Here is a 17817-nt window from a genome sequence, read left to right as displayed (position 1 = left end):
CCGTAGTGAGCCGACGGCACGTCATGCCGCAGCGGCCAGCGTGTGGTCGGAGAACCAGGCCGCGGCCATCAGCGCCTGCATCCGGGTGCGGTCGAACCGTCCGCCCGGCTTCAGGCCGCCGGCCAGCAGCGGCCTCAGCGAGACGGGCGCCTGGTCGAGAGCGGTGGAGATCTGCGCGGTCGCCCAGGGCTCCAACGGACCGGACAGCCAGCTCGGAACCGGGGACGCGAAGCCGGGCTTGTCCCGGCTGCCCCAGACCTCCGGGGGCAGGCCGAGGGCCTTCGCCGCGTCCCGCAGGATCCGCTTCCCGGCGGCCGGGTCGGCGATCTTGTGCTCGACCGGCAGCCGGTAGGAGAACTCGACCAGGTCCCGCGCCAGGAACGGCGAGCGCCGCTCCAGCGCGAAGGCGGAGGCCAGCTTGTCCGAGGTCATCACCAGCGGACGCCAGGCCGTGGCCAGGTCCGCCAGCGTCAGCCCGCGGGCCAGGTCGCCGTCGGCCCGCGTCAGGGCGTCGGCGACCAGCTCCCGCAGCCGCCCGTCCGGGTCCTGCCCGCGCAGAACCAGGCGGACGATCGCCTCGGCCGGCTCCAGCAGGCCGCCGTCCCCGGTCAGGAGTTTGGAGGCCAGCGGCCGGTAGGCCTCCAGCCCGGCGCCCAGCACCGCCTCCGGCCCGAAGAGGACGAGCGCGTGGCGGACGTAGCCCATCAGGAACTCGTCCGGCCCCAGCCCGCCGACGACGACGCGGATGCCGCGCTCGGCGACAGCCCGGTAGGCCATGTGCTCGGAGAACGTGGACGCGTTGCCCATCGGGTAGTCCAGCGCGTGCATGATCTCCGGCAGCGTGCGGGCGAAGTCGGCGGCGGTCGGCTCGATGACCACCAGCTCCGCGCCGATGTCCCGGGCGACGACGGCCGCCGTCGCCGACTCGTCCAGGCGGTCCTGGCCCGGGTAGCGGACCGTGACGCAGACCTGCGGCCGCATCAGGTAGGCCAGCACCGAGGAGTCCAGCCCGCCCGACAGCAGCAGCGCGAAGTCCGTGCCGGGAGCCCGCATCGGGATCCGGTCGGCCAGCAGGGTCGAGAACCGGGCGAGCGCGCTCTGGTAGTCGCCCTGCCAGGGCTCCAGGCCCTCCAGCTGCCACCAGGTCCGCTGGACCAGCGAGCCGGTGGCGACGTCGAAGGCCAGCAGCCCGGCCGGCGGCAGCAGCTGGATGCCCTGGAACGGGGTGTCGGCGCCGGTCGGCGTCTCGATGCTCAGCATCTCCGGACGGACGACCAGCGGGGCGGTGCCGTAGCCGGTCAGGGTGGTGACCTCGGAGGCGAACGCGAGTCGGCCGCCGTCCAGGCGCCAGTAGAGGGGCTTCTCGCCGAGCCGGTCCCGGGCGAGGAACAGCCGGCCCTCGCGCGGGTCGTAGGCGGCCAGGGCGAACATGCCGTCCAGGCCGGCGAGGCAGCCGGGGCCGAGCTTGGCCCAGGCCCGCAGGACCAGGTGCGCGTCGGTCTCGCCGGGCTCCAGCTGGATGCCCCAGGCCGCGGCGACCTGCCGGTAGTTGTAGATCTCGCCGTTGAAGGTGAGGACGATGCCGCTGGCCGGGTCCAGGTAGGGGCCGGGCTGGGCCGCGGTGTCGACGATCAGCAGGGTGTTCATGGACAGCACCGCCCGGCCGTCTGCCGAGGTGAGGTGCCGGGTGCCGTCCGGGCCGCGGTGGTGCTGAGCGAGCCCCATCGCGGCGACGGTGGTCTGGTGGCGGACGGCGTCGGCGCCGGCCAGTCCTGCGATTCCGCACATCTGGTTGTCACCCCCGAGCGTGAAATCGGTGGTGGCCTCCGCCGGGAGGATGTTTCCCCAGGTCCCGGCGGAGGCCCGGAAGACCAGGCAACCGTCTGGCGGCCGGTCGGGGCAGGGCTCGCAGGGGGGCTCACAACTCGCGAAAGCGGTTCACTGCGAGCGGTGGAGGCAATACCCTCGGTGATCCGGCGTCAGGTGCCGGGCGTACGACTTCTCGTGCCCAGTCGAGTACGACTTCCGCGCAGAGCCGCGCGGAACGGATGAGGGGGACGCTGTGGCGTCGACCACCCGCCGGGCCAAGCCGCCGAACGACGCGCTGGCCCGGATGATCGAAAAGTGCGAGGGTGCCAGCCACAAATCGCTGGCCCTGCGCGTGAACCAGCTGGCCAAAGAGGCCGGGCTGACCACCACATATACGCATACCTCGGTCGCGAACTGGTGCCGCCGGGGCATGGTGCCCGACTGGCCGGTGCCCAAGCTGCTGGCCCAGGCGATCGGCGAACGGCTCGGCCGCCCCGTGCAGTTGGCGGATATCGGTATGGCGGATGCGGAGACACCGGACGCCGCGGTGGGGTTGGATTTCCCGCGAGAGCCCGCCGACGCCGTGCGCGTCGCCACTTCGTTCTGGAGTTCCGTGAACCGCCGCGACTTCCTCACCGGATCCAGCTTCGCCGTTGCCTCGTTCACGACCCCGGTGACCCGGTGGCTGGTGAGCCCGGCCGACGACCGCGCCGACCACCGCGGCGGCGCCCGCGTCGGCCGGGCCGACCTGGACGAGCTCCGCGACGCTGCCGACGAGGCCCGCCGCTGGGACTCGAAGTATGGCGGCGGCAACTGGAAGGCGAACTCCGTCACCGACTGCCTCCAGCACCGGGCCGCCCCACTGCTGTCCGGCACGTTCTCCGACGAGGTAGGGCGCGAGCTGTTCTCGGTGACTGCCGAACTGTCCCGCCTGGCCGGCTGGACCGCCTTCGACGTCGGCCAGCACGACGTCGCCCAGCGCCACTTCATCCAGGCCCTCCGCCTCGCCCGGGCCGGCGGCGACGTCCAGCTCGGCTGCTATGTGCTCACCACCATGGCGATGCAGGCCCTCCTGCGGGGCTTCCCCAACGAGGCCATCGACATGACCCAGGGCGCCTTCGCCCGCGCCAACGGCCAGGCCGCCCCCCGGGTGCTGGCCTTCACCAAGCTCATCGAGGCCCGCGCCCATGCCCGCGACGACAACGCGAAGGCGGCGGCCTCCGCGCTGGCTTCCTCCGAGATGTTGCTCGACCGGGCCCGCGACCGCGCCGACGAGCCGGCTTGGATCGACTTCTATCACCACGCCCGGCTCTCGGCGGATGCCGCCGAGGTCTTCCGCGACCTGAAGAAGCCGAAGGAGGCCCTGGCCTGGAACGCTCAGGCCGCCGCCATGCAGCCCGGGGTGTTCACCCGCTCGGTCGGGATGCGCCTGGCGATCGTCGGAACCGCCCATCTCCAGGCCGACGACCTCGACCAGGGCCTCGCGCTCGGCAACCAGGCCGTCGACATCCTCGCGCGCGTCCAGTCCAGCCGGGCCATGGACTACGTCCGCGAGTTCAACGCCGCCCTCGGCCCCTGGCGCCGGAAGCCGGCCGTGCGCGACTTCGTCCACCGCATCCGCAGTGAGCTCGGCGTCGCGGCCTGACCCGGTTCGGCCGTCACCGCTCGTCGTCCCGGCGGGAACGCGCCCGGGTGATCGGGGTGACGTTCGCCAGGGCGGCATCTCTGGCGGCGATCGCCTGGTCGCGTTCGTTGACGGCCTGAGCTCGTTCGACGGCCAGTTGGTCGATCATGACCGCGTAGGTCAGCACCAGGTCACGGAGCTTGCGGTTCTCCTTCCGGGTCTCGGCCAGTTCCTCCGTGACCTTGGCCAGCTTGTCCTCGGCCGCCTTCACCGGCTCCGACTTCTGCTGGAGGGCCTTGAACTCGGCCTGATACTTGGCCATGAGCGTGGCCGGGTATTTGTGGGTCAGCACCCAGCGCTTGATCTGCGCTTCCTGCGCGAGGTCAAGGATCGTCAGCTTGCCCGAGGAGTGCAGTGGGGTGCCGGCGATCAGCCGGTCGGCGGCGGCCCGCAGCTTCACGCACAAATCCTGCGGAGGCTCCTTCTCCGACATGGTCACGCGTCCTCCCCGAGGTCTTGCTGTCCGTTCTCGTGCTCGGCGACGATTCGCTCCAGGTAGGCCAGGCGGCGACGTTCCCGCTCAAGACGCAGGGGCGGGCTGGCCTCATCAGCGACGATCCTTCGCAGCTGGTCGGCCTCCGAGCGGACTGCGGCGATGTTCTCTTCCGTGCGGGCGATGTTGCGACAGCCGGGCCGACAGTCGTCGGTGTCAGGCGTGTAGCGGGTGTCGTCGAGACCGGGCTCCAGTTCGCAGAGCGCGGTCGCGGCGGAGAACACGCAGGTCATCGCCTTGCCGGGATAGATCTGCAGCGCGGGGTTGCCCAGGATCTGCCGGGCCTCCCGACCGGTCCGGATCACCCGTCCCGCGAACTTCTGCACCCCGCCGGCCACCCGGGAGCGGAACGCATCGGCCGCCGGACCGCTGGCGTGCTCGCCCGCCTTCAGCTTGCGGTCCGCCTCGTCCAGCTCGTCCAGGCGGGCCAGCCACCGCTCGAACGCCAGATCGTCGGGGAAACCGGAGGCATAGGTCCCGGAGTATCCCTGGGTGATCTGGACCCGCAGATGCCCGTACTGAATCGCGGCGGCGACGAGCCTGCGCGGGCGGCGGCAGATGAACCAGGCCAGGGTCCGCCTGAATCGCCGTGTGGTCAGATTCTGCGGATCGACGGGGATCACGTCCTCACGGCCGTTTTGCCCGCAGTAGGAGTTGACCCAGGCGACGAACCGGTTGAGGTCTGCGTTGATCGGCCCGAAGGTCCTGGCCTCGTCCTCACGAGAGGTGCGGCCGTCCTGGACCGTCCAGGCGGGGAACAGCAGCTCACCGTCGTGCAGACGCTCCAGGACTCCGACCGCCAAGGCGACAACCTCGACGGCGCCCCACGGCTCGTCGCGGACCTGGCCCTCGGGGATCTTGGTCCCGTCCTCGGCGGTTGCCCCTTTCCACTTGAGACCGTTGATCAGCCAAAGCCCGGTCACCGCGTCCCGGCCGGAGCATCCGCGCCGCAGATTGAGCACCTCCCCCGGACGCATGCCGGTCAGGTAGCAGATCAGGATGAAGCACGCAGTGCTGAGCATCCCGGCCAGCCGCTTGACCTCGTCGTAGCGGAACCCGGCCATCCACGGCTCGCCGTCGAGCAGAGCTTTCGGCCGGGCGGCGAGGTGGGCCCCGTCCGCCAGCGCAATACCCGAGTCGAGGAACGCCCGCCGGTATTTCTGGTTCTTCTTCAGGGCGTCGGGGGCGATGTCCAGCAGCTTGGAGAGGAAGGGCCAGTCCGGCTCCCACTGGCCGGCCTTGTCCCTGCGGCCGGGCAGCTTGAGTCCAGTGCGACGGAAGTTCTCGATCAGGGCGGTGACCTCGGGTGTCGACCCTGCCTGCCCGGGGATGCGGACGCGGCGGTGGTCGAGGCCTGGACTGTAGCGGCCGGGCTGGAGGCCCCTCAGCGGGCGGAACTCCTCCATCGCCTCCAGGATGTCGTCAGCGAAGTCCTGCACGAACCTCAGCGCCCAGAGCAGAGTCATCGACATCGTGGCTTCCTGGATCCGCGGGGTGCGGTTCTCACGGTCCCGCTGGGGCTCGCCCAGCAGGACGCGGGTGTCCCGACCGCCCCAGGGCGGCCGGGCCGGCAGGCGGCCGTCCTCGGGCATGAACTCGCGGAACGACCACAGCCGTCGGACGGCCTGCAGCAGGTCGGACCGGTGGCCATGGGTGCGCTCGGAGTCGATCACCGCCTGCAGATAGTCATCCAGGTCCTTGGAGGTGACGGAGGAGATGGCATCGAAGCCCTGAGTGTCGAGCCAGTCCAGCAGGCCACGGAGGTTCCGCAGCTGGGCAACCATCGTGTAGACGGCCAGCCTGCCGGTGACGCTGGCCCGTCGGAGGACCGGCGGGGCCTCGTCGCAGTTCAGCTCCAGCCAGATGTAGGCCTTGGCGGCGTCCCGGAACTGCGCGGGGACGGCGAGGAAGTTCAAGCTCACCGCGTTGAGGTGGTCCTCGAAGATCGCAGGCCGCAGGTCCCACCGGTCATCGGCGAACACCGACATCTCGGCCTCGACCGTGCCCGGCCTGAGCTTTCTGTTCAGCAGCACCAGGGTGTCGGCAGCCGGCAGGACTCCCGATTGCGCCGCCGTCCGGGCGAGCTCCTCAGTGGTCATCGCTGATCCAACTCCTGATCCAGTAGCCGGCGGACGAGTTCACGGTCGGCGTCCGTGGCCTGCGCCAGGGCCCTCGCGACCGCTGCCGGGCCCGCCTGTCCCAGTAGGTCTTCCAGCTGGTTGAACGGGAAGGCGAACTGCTCGGACCATCGCAGGGCCGTCATCTGCGTCCGGCGCTCGCCGATCATGTCGCGGGCGATCACCTGGACCGGCAGATGGTGCGGCATCGCCCGCGCGCAACCGCAGTCCAGACACTTGAGGAACGAGGCCCGGCAGGGCTGGCCCGCCTCGCTGTGCGGGCTGTTCAGGTTGTCCGTGCAGCCGGCCAGCACCGTGTCCGCGTCCCGGCTCACCAGCAGTCGCAGCATCTCGGTGGTCACGCCGAACCGTTTGGCCACCGCCTCCGGACTCCTCACGGCCTCGGCCAGGTCCGGTTCACTCATCCGGGGGATGCTCCCGGCGGTCTTGGCCTTCATGACCTCCTCCTCCAGCACGCCAGCCACCAGCTTCTGGTAGTCGCGCAGGCTCGACTGGTCGCGCCGCAGGTAGAGATCGGCCAGGGTCCGCTCGGTCTGGGCGACCGGCTTCTGCTCCCGGGCCCCGTGAGTGACCCGCATCCGGCCGACACTCACGATGAGCCGAAGCGGATTGCCCTCCTCGTCGGGCTCCTCCGCCGTCAGGTTGAGATCCTTGCCCCACTCCCCGACGGCCGAGGCTGGGAGTTCCTCGCGGAACCCGCGGCCCGGCGCGTTCCTGGTGCTGACGCCGACACCCCGGCCCCTGCCGCCGGTCCCGCTGCCGGCCTTCGGAACCCAGTAAACGAGAAGCCGCTTGCTGCCGGTGATCCGCCGCGCGGCCGCCGTAAGCTCCCAGGCCAGCATGTAGAGGCCGAAGGTCGTGTTGAGCTCGTCCCGTCCAGACAGCTCGCCTTCGTCCTTCGGTGCCGCCGCCCAGCTCGGAAGATCGCTCAGGGTCGCCGTCATGTAGCGCCGCCGGCCCCGGCGGGGCTTGCTCAGGTCGACCTGAGCGCTGGCGACCGGGCCGGCTCCGCCGTCCGGCCGGTGGTGTGCGGCCGGCGCCTTGATGATGGTCGACCCGTTCTCGCCGGTCAGCCGGACCAGGAGGACGGTGAACGCGCAGGCCTCGGCCCTCGACAGGTGAAGCGCGGTCGACAGGCTCGTCACCGTGCCGTGCGGGACCGCCCACTTCGCCAGACCGTTCTGGTACTTGTTCCGCGGCAGCTCGCCCGTGGTGTCGACCATGTCCAGCAGCGAGCAGTACTCGAAGCCGACCGGGTCCTCCTCCTGGGAAACCTTGCCCTCCCGCCACCGCTCCAGCAGCTCACGGTTCTCCCGGATGCGCTTGGCCGCCGACCGGACCGCCGACCGGGCCGCGTCCAGGATCGCCTTCTCCTCGCCGGCGCTGTAGCTCCCCCGCGACTTCATCCCGTCTCGTCGCAGCGGCACGTACTCGGCGCACTTGGCAGCGAACTGCGACGGCAGCCCCTCGATGTTCATCAGGAGCGAGCGCAGGATCCCGACCGCCATGCCGCTACTGGCGAGCGACGCCATCCTCAGCGAGAAGGCGTCCAGGTGCCGCGGCCGCAGATCGGCCGGAGCGGCCGGAGGCTCCGGTTCAACGGCCAGGATGTCGATGAAGTAGCCGAGCGTTCGAAAGCAGTTGTCAGCGGCTCCCAGGGCCTTGACCTGCCCGGACGGACCGGTGTGCGCGTCGAAGGCCCGGGCGAAGACCTCCTGCATCGACTGGGGCAGCGGGAACGCCGAAAAGTCGTAGTCACGGCCGCCTCCGTCCTGCTCCGAAACGAACCGGACGACGCACTTCTCGTCGTCGAGTATGAGCCGCTGCGGCGGGACGTAGCCGCTGTCCGGCATCCGGGCCGGGCGTCCGCGGCTCACCGGGCCACTGCCAGCGGATCGCCGAGCACCCGCCGGTCGCCGCCGAAGACCGCCGCCATCAGGTCCGGGATGCCGCTGTTCTCCGCGTGCATCAGCAGCAGTTCCACTTCGAGCGCCTGGAAGGGTTCAAGGTAGATCTCCTTCGTCGTGCGCTGGTCCAGGTGTCCGAGCAACAGTTGGACGAGGTCCCAGGTGCTGCCGAACTCGTGCCGGAAGTCCCGCTGTTCGTCAGGGGTCAGGTGCGCGACCTGGCGGTCATAGAGGAGTCGGCCCACCGAATACCACCGCAGAGCGAAGCTGTGGCGGAGCATGTGGGTCGTGCCGGCGAAACCCACCAGGCCGAGGTCCGCTAGCCGCTGGTTGGCTTCGGTGAAGGTGTGCTGCCACCCGTGCGCCGCCCGCGGCAGGCCGTCTTCGTTCAGCCAGAGCGCGGCAGGCTCCAGGCCCTCGGCGGTCTCCCGCAGGATGAGCCGCCGGGCGGCCGGCGTCAGCGAGTCCAGCGACACCTCGCTCACAGTCCCGTCGGCTGATCGCAACCGCACCCGGCGCCCGGACAACTCCCTGGTCAGGACCCGGGCCCCCGGCAGTCGCTCGTAGCGGCCCGCTGCCTGAGCCCGCCGAACCGCGGTCGCCCGCTCGCCCTCGCAGTAGCTCAGCGTCCCGACCAGAGCCCGTCGCGGCATCCAATACCGGCGGGCGCGATTCCCCTTCGCGCACTGCTCGGCGAGATGGCACGTGTAGAAGCCCCTGCCCGGATCGTCCGGCGGCAGCTCGACAAGCAGGATCGAGGCGCACTCCTCCAGCCGCAGCCCGGTGCCGTAGAGGTCGTCGGCGAACGCCCCGTTGCGCTGGCCCGTTCGTCCGCGCCAGCTCAAGTCCTCATCGCCATCGAGGGTGAAGCCCATCAGGCCGACGTCCCGATACCGCTCGAAGCCGGCGGGGTCGAACCACTTCACGTCGCGGTCGCGCTTCGCCTTCGGCGCCGTCACCGGCCGCTCGGAGGGGGCACCGTCCCACCGCCGGCCGCGGCCCCGACGCACTCGCACCGGGTTGGGGACGCCGTACTCCGCCGACGCCCAGAGGTAGAACTGCTGAATCGCCACCAGGTTGTCGCCGTAGGTGCCAGGGGCGACGGTGCGCGGGTTGCGGCTGTCCTGGGTCCGCCACACCTTGAAGGCGTCCTGGGCGTCGGGATCCGCCGCGTCCCACGGGAGGCCGTACGACCACAGGAAGTTCAGCCACAGCACCAGGCCGTAGGCGTACTTGCGCCACGTGCCGGGATCCAGCCCGCGCAGGTCGTCGCTCTCGAACCAGCGGTTCACCCGTACGTCGGGTGCACCGAGCGGATCCAGCAGGAACGGCTGGCCCTCTCGTCGGCGCCTCGCCGCCGCTCTCTCCAGCACGTCCGCGTGTTGCAACACGACCGGGTCATCGTGTGCACCGGCCAGGACGGCATCTGCAGCGTGGAAGTAGACCCTCCACCTCAACCGCTCACCCTCGTCGAGGGGCTCCCCACCGGCCTCTTCATCCCCCCGTACCGGCACGCTACCAACACCGGCTCCGGTACAACACGGCTTTGCAACAACACGCAAATGGATAGAGAAGCGAGGAGTGGCCGGTCAGGGGTTCGCCGAGCGGTTCGCGGGTGGCCAGGTCGAGGAGTCGCGCGCTCCGGTGGTCGGAGCCGAGCAGGGCGAGCGGGCGCCCGTCGAGGTCGGCGGTGGTGAGGGAGCGCACCGAGTACCGTTCGACCAGCGGTTTTCCGAGCTGCCTGCCGGTCGTGGCGTCCCAGATCCGGACCTTGGCGTCGTCGGTGCTGCTGACCACCACCGTCCGGCCGTCCACCCGGGCCAGGGCCACCGCCACGGTCCGGTCGACCAGGCCGAGCTTCCCCGTGCCGTACGGGAACCGACCGATCGGTGTGCCGGTGGCGGCGTCCCAGACCCGCATCGGTCGCGCCGCGTCGTGCCCCGGGCTGGTGACGGCCAGCAATCCGCCGTCCTGCGCGCGGGTGGCCCGGGTGATGGTCGCGGCCGCCGGGTCCGGGTCGACCAGCGCTTCGCCGAGCTGCTCGCCCGTGGCCAAGTCCCAGCGCCGCAGCGCGTCGTAGCCGCCGGAGAGGGCGGCCGGGCGGCCGGACGGGGTGCCCAGGGCGACGGCGTGGACCGGTCCGGTGTGGCCGGTCAGAGGTGCGCCGAGCGGTGCGCCGGTGGCCGCGTCCCAGCGGCGGAGCGTTCCGTCGGCGCTCGCCGTGACGACGGTCTCCCGTCCGTCGAGCACCGCCGCCGCCACCGCCAGCACCGCGTCGGTGTGGCCGGTGGCCCGGATCTGCCTCGGGGGCGGGCTCGCAGTGTCCATGGGCGACGACTCCAGGGCTCGGCGGTCGGGTCTGGTGGTGGGCGGCCGGGAGCGGTAATTTAGTTCACATCGGCTAACTATCGTGTCGGGCGACTCCGAGGGGCGGGCGGGAGATGGCGCGGACGGACGTGGACGCGGGTGCGAAGAAGCGGTGGGTCGGGGCGGAGCACCCGCGCTACAAGTGGATCGCGCTGTCGAACACCACCCTCGGCATGCTGATCGCCACGATCAACTCCTCGATCGTGCTGATCTCGCTGCCCGCGATCTTCAACGGCATCCACCTCGACCCGCTGCGGCCCGGCAACGTCAGCTACCTGCTGTGGATGCTGATGGGCTACATGCTGGTCACCGCCGTCCTGGTGGTGACGCTCGGCCGGCTCGGCGACATCTGGGGCCGGGTGCGGATCTACAACGCCGGGTTCCTGATCTTCACCATCACCTCGGTGGTGCTCTCGCTCGACCCGATGGACGGCGGGGGCGGCGCGCTCTGGCTGATCGGCTGGCGGGTGGTGCAGGCCGTCGGCGGCGCGATGCTGATGGCCAACTCCGCCGCGATCATCACCGACGCCTTCCCGGCCCGGCAGCGCGGCATGGCCCTCGGCGTCAACATGGTCGCCGCGATCGCGGGTTCGTTCGTCGGGCTGGTGCTGGGCGGCCTGCTCGCCGAGTGGAACTGGCGGTCGATCTTCTGGGTCAACGTCCCGATCGGGATCATCGGCACCGTCTGGGCCTACCGCTCGCTGCACGAGACCGGCGTCCGCCGCCCCGGGCGGATCGACTGGTGGGGGAACGTCACCTTCGCCGTCGGCCTCACCGCGCTGCTCGCCGCCATCACCTACGGCATCCAGCCCTACGGCGGCCGCACCATGGGCTGGACCAACCCCTGGGTGCTGGCCGGTCTGATCGGCGGCACCGCCGTGCTGCTCGCGTTCTGCGTGATCGAGAGCCGGGTCGCCGAACCGATGTTCCCGCTGCGCCTGTTCCGCGACCCGGTGTTCGCGGGCGGCAACCTGGCCACCCTGCTCGGCTCGATCGCCCGCGGCGGCCTGCAGTTCATGCTGATCGTCTGGCTCCAGGGCATCTGGCTGCCGCTGCACGGCTACGACTACGAGCGGACCCCGCTGTGGGCCGGCATCTACCTGGTCCCGCTCACCGTCGGTTTCCTGGCGGCCGGCCCGATCGCCGGACACCTCTCCGACCGGTTCGGCGCCCGCCTGTTCGCGGCCGGCGGCCTGGTGGTGATGGCCGCCTCCTTCGCCGGACTGCTGGTGCTGCCCACCGACTTCGGGTACGGCTGGTTCGCCCTGCTGGTCTTCCTCAACGGCCTCGGCGGCGGCCTGTTCGCCGCGCCCAACACCGCGCTGGTGATGTCCAGCGTCCCCGCCGCCGACCGCGGTGCGGCCTCCGGGATGCGGGCCACCTTCCAGAACGCCGGCATGGTGCTCTCGATCGGCGTCTTCTTCTCGCTGATGGTGGCCGGCCTGGCCGGCTCCCTCCCGCAGACCCTCAGCGACGGCCTCACCGCGCAGGGCGTCGCCCCGGCCGACGCCCACGCGGTGGCCCAACTCCCGCCCGTCGGAACGCTGTTCGCGGCCTTCCTGGGCTACAACCCGATCCACGAACTGCTCGGCCCGCACGTGCTCTCCACGCTGCCCGCCGCCGACGCGCAGACCCTCACCGGCCGGGAGTTCTTCCCGAACCTGATCTCCGGCCCGTTCCACGACGGCCTGATGGTGGTCTTCTCGCTCGCCATCGCGATGTCGCTGGTCGCCGCCGCGGCCTCGCTGCTGCGCGGCCGGGACGGGAAACCGGCACCGGGCGGTGCGGGCGGTGCGGGCGCCGAGGAGAAGGACGCCGAGGGGAAGGGCGCCGCGGACGGGAACGCCCCGGCCGCCCCCGGAGTTGCGGGAGGGTGACAGTGGAACAGCAGGGGCCCGACCGCGCCGGGGGCGGGCTCGACCCGGCCGAGGTGGTGCGGCTGCGCCTGGTGATCGCGCGGCTGCACCGCCAGCTCGCGCAAGCCTCCGACCGGCAGGAGTTCACCTTCGCGCAGCTCTCCGCGCTGGCCCGGATCGAGCAGCACGGCCCGATCCGGCTCGGCGAACTCGCCGCCCTGGAACGGGTCGCCGCCCCGTCGATGACCCGCACCGTCGCCCCACTGGTCGCCTCCCGGCTGGTCAGCCGGGTCCCCGACCCGGACGATCGCCGCTCCGCACTGGTCGAACTCTCCCCGGAGGGCGTCGAACTGCTCGCCGACACCCGACAGCGCCGCTCCGAGCTGCTGACCCGCCGCACTGACGAACTCACCCCACAGGAACGGGAGTTGCTGATCGCGGCGCTACCGGTCCTGGAACGCCTGGTCGCCTTCGAGGACTGAACCCCAGCCGAGCCCGGCCCGCGTTCGGTTCAGGCCGGGCGGAGCGTGCAGGAGTGGACCAGGTAGGGGCCGAGCAGGCCGGTGCGGTCGCCGGGTTTGAAGGCCACCGCGCGGCCGGTCAGGACGCCGTCCTCGGCGCGCAGTTCCAGGCCCAGGGCGGGGCTGTTGGGCCGGGCGTCGGCGGTCGGGAGCTGCAGCGGTGCGGTGAGGCGGACGTCCCGGTGCGCGCCGGCGGCGGCCGGGACGGTCAGCGGCGGGTGGCCGGCGAGGGCGACCTCGACCCGGCCGTCCGCGAGCACCGCCAGCCGCAGCGGGACGTCCCCCTCGGCGGTGGCGACCGCGCCCGACCAGCGGCCCGGGGCCAGGGCGAACGGGAGGGCGGGGTCGTCCACCGGGGCGAGGTGCGCGGCGGTGTCGAACCCGGGGGCCAGCGCCGCCATCAGCCGGCCGACCACGGCGTCGCGGGCCGCCTTGTTCGTGGAGTTGGCCAGCACGGCCGCCGACAGCCCCCGCGCGGGGAGGTCGATCAGCATCGCGGCGACCCCGCCCATGCCGCCGCCGTGACTGGCCATCACCTCGCCGTCCGCGGTGCGCTGGACCACCCGGCCCAGGCCGTAGCCGAGCCGCCCCGGGATCGGCGGCGCGTCGTACAGCGCGGCGGCGGTGTCCGGCGCCAGCAGCCCCGCCCCGTGCCGGGCGAACCGGGCCAGGTCGGCGGCCGTCGCCCACCCCGCGCCCGCCACCGGGTGGCTGGTGCGGCACACCGGGTAGGCCCGGCCGTCCGCCGTGTAGCGGGTGGCGACCGGCCCGGCCCCGGTGGGCGCCGGCCCGAGCGAGAAGCTGTCCAGGCCGAGCGGCCCGGCGATCCGCTCGCGCAGGTACCCGGCCGCCGGACGGCCCGTCACCCGCTCCAGCAGCAGGCCCAGTTCGCGGTAGCCCAGGTTGGAGTACTCGAACGCGCCGCCCGGCGCCCGGACCTGCTCCGCGTACCGGGTCACGTCCACCGGCGGGGCCCCGTCGGCGGTCTCCGGGTAGTGGAAGTCGTAGTACGCCGGGAACCCGCCCCGGTGCCGGGCCAGTTGACGGGCCGTCGGCGCGCCGAAGCGGTAGCGCCCGGGCAGCGGCGCGTCCAGGTCCAGCAGCCCGGCGTCGGCGGCCAGGCCGACCGCGAGCGCCGTGAACGGCTTGGTCGCCGACGCCAGCCCGTACACCGTCCCCGGCGTCGCGGCCCGTCCTGCGGCGACGTCCGCCAGCCCGTACGCGCGGGCCAGGACGGTGCGTTCGTCGTCCACCACCGCGACGCTGACGGAGGCGCAGCCGTGCTCGGCGAGCGCCTGCTCGCAGAACGCGTCGAGTCCGTCGAGTCCGTCGAGTCCGTCGAGTGCTTCCAGGGTGTGCGTCATGCCGGTGGCCTCCCCGCCCGCGCAGCTTCGATACTGCCGGTCGGATGATATGCCGTGCGTCGCCGAACGAATCCGCCCCCGGCGGCCGTCGGACGGCAATGGACAGGGCCGCGGCGCAGGCGCCGCGGCCCCGGGTGGGTGGGGGAGGTCAGGAGACGTTGAGGGCGGTGTCGTCGATGACGAAGCTGGTCTGGAGCGAGGAGTCCTCGGTGCCGGTGAAGGTCAGGGTGACGGTCTGGCCGGCGAAGGAGGAGAGGTCGTAGCTGCGCAGCGTGTAGCCGGCGGCCGCGTTGAGGTTGCTGAAGGTGGCGAGGGTGGTGGAGCCGGCCTTGACGGTGAGCTTGTCGTAGGCGGTGGAAGTGGTGGTCTCGGCGGTGTCGACGTGGAGGTAGAAGCCGAGGGTGGCGCGGCAGCCGGCCGGGACGGTCACCGTCTGGGAGAGGGTGTCGGTGTGCGCGGAGCCGTAGCCGTTCAGCCAGGACTTCCAGCTGCCGGAGTGGGCGGCCTCACCACTGGAGTTGTCGATCACGCCGGAGCTGGCGGACCACGGGGCGGCGCTGCCGGTCTCGAAGCCCGGGTTGCCGAGCAGCTGGGTCGCGGTGCAGCCGCCGCCGGTGCCGGTCACCGTCCAGGTGAAGGAGGTGGAGCCGGCGGCACCGGTGGTGTCGGTGGCGGTCACCGTGGCGGTGGAGCTGCCGGCGGCGGTCGCGGTGCCGGTGATCAGGCCGGTGGCGGAGTTGACGGACAGTCCGGCGGGCAGGCCGCTCGCGGAGTAGGAGAGGGTCTGGCCGGAGGCGGAGTCGGTGGCGTGGATCTGCAGGCTGACCGCGGAGCCCTGGGCGGTGGACTGGTTGCCCGGGTTGCTGACCGTCACGGTGTTCCCGGTGGTGGTGCCGCCGGTGAAGGCCGCGGTGCCGTTGGGCGTGCCGAGACCGGTCGGGCCGTCGTAGCCGCTGCCCGCGGCGCACAGGTAGGACGGTGAGCAGCTGCCGTTGGCGCCGGAGGTGACGTCGTTCAGCGAGCCGGTGCGGGCGTACGGGTAGGAGGCCGGGAGGGTGCCGGCGGCGGGGGTGCCGGCCAGCGCGTAGACGGCGGCGATGATCGGGGCGGAGGCGCTGGTGCCGCCGTAGACGTTCCAGCCGGAGCCGCCGTAGGTCTGGTAGACGGCGACGCCGGTGGCCGGGTCGGCGACCGCGGAGACGTCCGCGACGGTGCGCTTGGCGCAGCCGGTGTCCTTCTGCCAGCTCGGCTTGGGGTCGTACCCGGAGCAGCCGGAGCCGGCGCCGTTGCCGCCGGAGGAGGTGCCCCAGACCTTCTCGGTCCAGCCGCGGGCGGTGGAGGCGCGGTTGAGCGTGGTGCCGCCGACGGCGGTCACGTACTGGGAGGCGGCGGGGTACTCCACGCCGTAGCCGGAGTCGCCGGAGGAGACGGTGATGGCGACGCCGGGGTGGTTGAAGTAGCTGCTGTCCGAGGCGGTGTCGGTGGAGTCCTCGGAGCCGCCGTAGCTGTTGGAGACGTACTTGGCGCCCAGGGCGACGGCCTCGTTGACGGCCGCGCCGAGGTCGGCCATGGACGCGCTGTCGGCCTCGACCAGCAGGATGTGGCAGTTCGGGCAGACCGCGCTGACCATGTCGACGTCGAGCGAGATCTCGCCCGCCCAGCCGCTGTCGGCGGTCGGGTAGGAGCCGCCGCCGCGCTGGTCGACCTTCTTGAAGCAGCCGTTGGCCGTGGTGCAGGCCGGCAGGCCGTACTGGGAGCGGTAGGCCGCCAGGTCGGACTCGGCGTTGGGGTCGTCCTGGGCGTCGACGATGGCGACGGTGGCGCCGGAGCCGCCGGAGCTCGGCAGGCTGTACGCGGAGGCGAGGTCGCTCGGGCCGTACCCCGACGGGGTGAGGTTCGGGGCCAGGCTGTGCTGCTGGACGACGTCGGTGCGGGCGAGCGCCAGGCAGGCCATCTCGCCCGGGTGGCTGGGCGCCGCGCACAGCCGCTTGGTGGTGACGCCGGTGGAGTGCGCGTCGCCGTGCGCGCCGGCGGTGGGCGCGGAGACGGCGAGCAGGCCGGCTGCCGCCATGGCCAGGGCGGGGAGCGCCGCCAGGAGTCTGCGGTGCCTGGGCGGGCGGGCGCCGTCGAAGGAGTGGAAACGCAAGGGTCGACCCTCCGGGGGTGTGGGGGTACGGCCGCTCCCGGCATGGGGTCGTCGCCGGTGCGGGCCGTGCCGGTGCTGACGGATCTCGGCGTGTGCCGGCCGGTCCCGGCTGATGGCCGCGGACCGGGAGGTGCTCGCGCTGTACGGGAAGTGCTCGCGCTGTACGGGAGGTGCTTGCGCTGTACGGGAGTCGGCGATCTGCGGGGGAGTGTCGCGCTCATGACATGCGGAAGCTCCCGGCGGGACGGTCCTGCCGTCGATCGCGGCCCCGACGTTACTGACAGGTCGTCGCGGAGCCAAGGCGCCGTCGGAAGCCTTTACCGGGCTTTGTTCATCAATTGCCTTACGGCATAGGTGGGTTGCCCGGGGTGAGGGCTCCCGGGGCGGACCGCCGCGCCGGACCGGCGGCGGGGGTCGGTCAAGAGTCGGCAATGGTTTTCATGTCTTTCCCGAGCTGGGTGGATATGAAAACCGTTGCCAACTAGTGTGTGGTGCGTCGCCCATCGGGCAGCCCCCTACCTGCGAGGAGTTCCTTCGTCATGCGCTCCACCGTGCCCGCACGCATCGTCAGACTCGCCGCCATGGCCGTGGCGGCGCTCGCCGCTGCGACGGCCTGCTCCACCTCGCCCGCCGCAACGGCCCCGTCCACCGGGGCGAGCGGCGCCGCCGCCGGCCCCGGCCTCGGCTCCGGGAAGGTCGTCCGGGTCGCCGCCGCGGAGAGCTTCTGGGGCTCGATCGCCACCCAACTCGGCGGCGAGCACGCCAAGGTGACGAACATCATCAGCAACCCGGACGCCGACCCGCACGACTACGAGCCGACCGCCGCCGACGGCCGCACCGTCGCCGGCGCCCAGTACGTCATCACCAACGGGATCGGCTACGACGCCTGGTCCGACAAGCTGATAGCCGCCAACCCGGCCCCCGGCCGCACGGCGCTCAAGGTCGGGGACCTGGTCGGCGTCAAGGAGGGCGGCAACCCGCACCAGTGGTACTCCCCGGACAGCGTCCACCGGGTGGTCGACCGGATCACCGCCGACTACCAGCAGCTCGACCCGGCCGACGCCGCCTACTTCGAGCAGCGGAAGGCAGCCTTCCTGGGCACCGCCCTCGCCCCGTACGACCAACTGGTCGCCCGGATCAAGGCCAGCTACGCCGGGACCCCGATCGGCGCCTCCGAGTCGATCGTCACCCCGCTCGCCGAAGGACTCGGCCTCAAGCTGCTCACCCCCGAGGGCCTGCTCGACGCGGTCAGCGAGGGCACCGACCCGACCGCCGCCGACAAGGCGGGCGCCGACGAGCAGATCAGGTCCAAGCAGATCAAGATCTACGTCTACAACAGCCAGAACGACACCCCGGACATCAAGGCCCAGGTCGAGGCCGCCAAGGCCCAGGGCATCCCGGTCGCCACCGTCACCGAGACCCCCGACCCGGCGGACGCCGCCTTCCAGGACTGGCAGCTCGCCGAACTCCGGGGCATCGCCGCCGCGTTGCAGCAGGCGACCGGCAAGTGACCCCCGCACCGATCGGGCCCA

12 protein-coding genes are annotated in these 17817 nt (G+C 72.1%); 4 read left to right on the top strand and 8 right to left on the bottom strand.

Annotated elements, in window-relative coordinates; all coding sequences use genetic code 11:
• Positions 1–21: 21 nt before the first annotated feature.
• Positions 22–1788, bottom strand: a complete 1767-nt coding sequence (locus tag ACIOHG_RS10265) for an asparagine synthetase B family protein (protein WP_400947796.1) — start codon at positions 1786–1788, stop codon at positions 22–24.
• A 274-nt stretch (positions 1789–2062) separates the two neighbouring features.
• Between ACIOHG_RS10265 and ACIOHG_RS10260 the strand changes: the two genes are divergently transcribed.
• Positions 2063–3454, top strand: coding sequence for a sporulation protein (locus ACIOHG_RS10260; protein ID WP_400947794.1), 1392 nt, complete (start codon positions 2063–2065; stop codon positions 3452–3454).
• A gap of 13 nt (positions 3455–3467) precedes the next feature.
• Here the strand turns inward: ACIOHG_RS10260 and ACIOHG_RS10255 are convergent, their stop codons facing one another.
• From ACIOHG_RS10255 to ACIOHG_RS10235, 5 genes are all read right to left on the bottom strand, one after another.
• Complete coding sequence (locus tag ACIOHG_RS10255) at positions 3468–3926, bottom strand: hypothetical protein (protein ID WP_400947792.1); 459 nt, start codon at positions 3924–3926, stop codon at positions 3468–3470.
• Between the two features lie 2 nt (positions 3927–3928).
• The gene (locus ACIOHG_RS10250) at positions 3929–6085 is read right to left on the bottom strand and encodes a hypothetical protein (RefSeq protein ID WP_400947790.1); all 2157 of its coding nucleotides are present in this window, start codon (positions 6083–6085) and stop codon (positions 3929–3931) included.
• Positions 6082–7977, bottom strand: a complete 1896-nt coding sequence (locus ACIOHG_RS10245) for a hypothetical protein (protein ID WP_400947788.1) — start codon at positions 7975–7977, stop codon at positions 6082–6084. Before ACIOHG_RS10245 ends, ACIOHG_RS10250 begins: the two co-directional genes overlap by 4 nt.
• 20 nt (positions 7978–7997) lie before the next feature.
• Complete coding sequence (locus tag ACIOHG_RS10240) at positions 7998–9422, bottom strand: hypothetical protein (protein WP_400947786.1); 1425 nt, start codon at positions 9420–9422, stop codon at positions 7998–8000.
• Between the two features lie 124 nt (positions 9423–9546).
• The gene (locus tag ACIOHG_RS10235; protein ID WP_400947784.1) at positions 9547–10359 is read right to left on the bottom strand and encodes a WD40 repeat domain-containing protein; all 813 of its coding nucleotides are present in this window, start codon (positions 10357–10359) and stop codon (positions 9547–9549) included.
• A gap of 113 nt (positions 10360–10472) precedes the next feature.
• Here ACIOHG_RS10235 and ACIOHG_RS10230 point away from each other — a divergent pair, with 113 nt between their 5' ends.
• The gene (locus ACIOHG_RS10230; RefSeq protein ID WP_400947782.1) at positions 10473–12275 is read left to right on the top strand and encodes an MFS transporter; all 1803 of its coding nucleotides are present in this window, start codon (positions 10473–10475) and stop codon (positions 12273–12275) included.
• Positions 12276–12277: 2 nt separating this feature from the next.
• On the top strand, positions 12278–12736 hold the full coding sequence (locus ACIOHG_RS10225) for a MarR family winged helix-turn-helix transcriptional regulator (RefSeq protein ID WP_400947779.1): 459 nt from the start codon (positions 12278–12280) through the stop codon (positions 12734–12736).
• A 29-nt stretch (positions 12737–12765) separates the two neighbouring features.
• On the opposite strand, the gene ACIOHG_RS10220 is transcribed toward ACIOHG_RS10225, so the two are convergent.
• On the bottom strand, positions 12766–14139 hold the full coding sequence (locus ACIOHG_RS10220) for a serine hydrolase domain-containing protein (RefSeq protein ID WP_400947777.1): 1374 nt from the start codon (positions 14137–14139) through the stop codon (positions 12766–12768).
• Between the two features lie 148 nt (positions 14140–14287).
• Complete coding sequence (locus tag ACIOHG_RS10215) at positions 14288–16210, bottom strand: putative Ig domain-containing protein (RefSeq protein WP_400948488.1); 1923 nt, start codon at positions 16208–16210, stop codon at positions 14288–14290.
• 614 nt (positions 16211–16824) lie between these two features.
• Between ACIOHG_RS10215 and ACIOHG_RS10210 the strand changes: the two genes are divergently transcribed.
• The gene (locus ACIOHG_RS10210) at positions 16825–17796 is read left to right on the top strand and encodes a metal ABC transporter solute-binding protein, Zn/Mn family (RefSeq protein WP_400947775.1); all 972 of its coding nucleotides are present in this window, start codon (positions 16825–16827) and stop codon (positions 17794–17796) included.
• The last annotated feature ends 21 nt before the right edge of the window (positions 17797–17817 follow it).

The organism is Kitasatospora sp. NPDC088134 (assembly GCF_044741705.1).
Lineage (GTDB): Bacteria > Actinomycetota > Actinomycetes > Streptomycetales > Streptomycetaceae > Kitasatospora.
The sequence above is the reverse complement of the archived record's forward strand: the minus strand, read 5'-3'. Positions and strand labels throughout refer to the sequence as shown.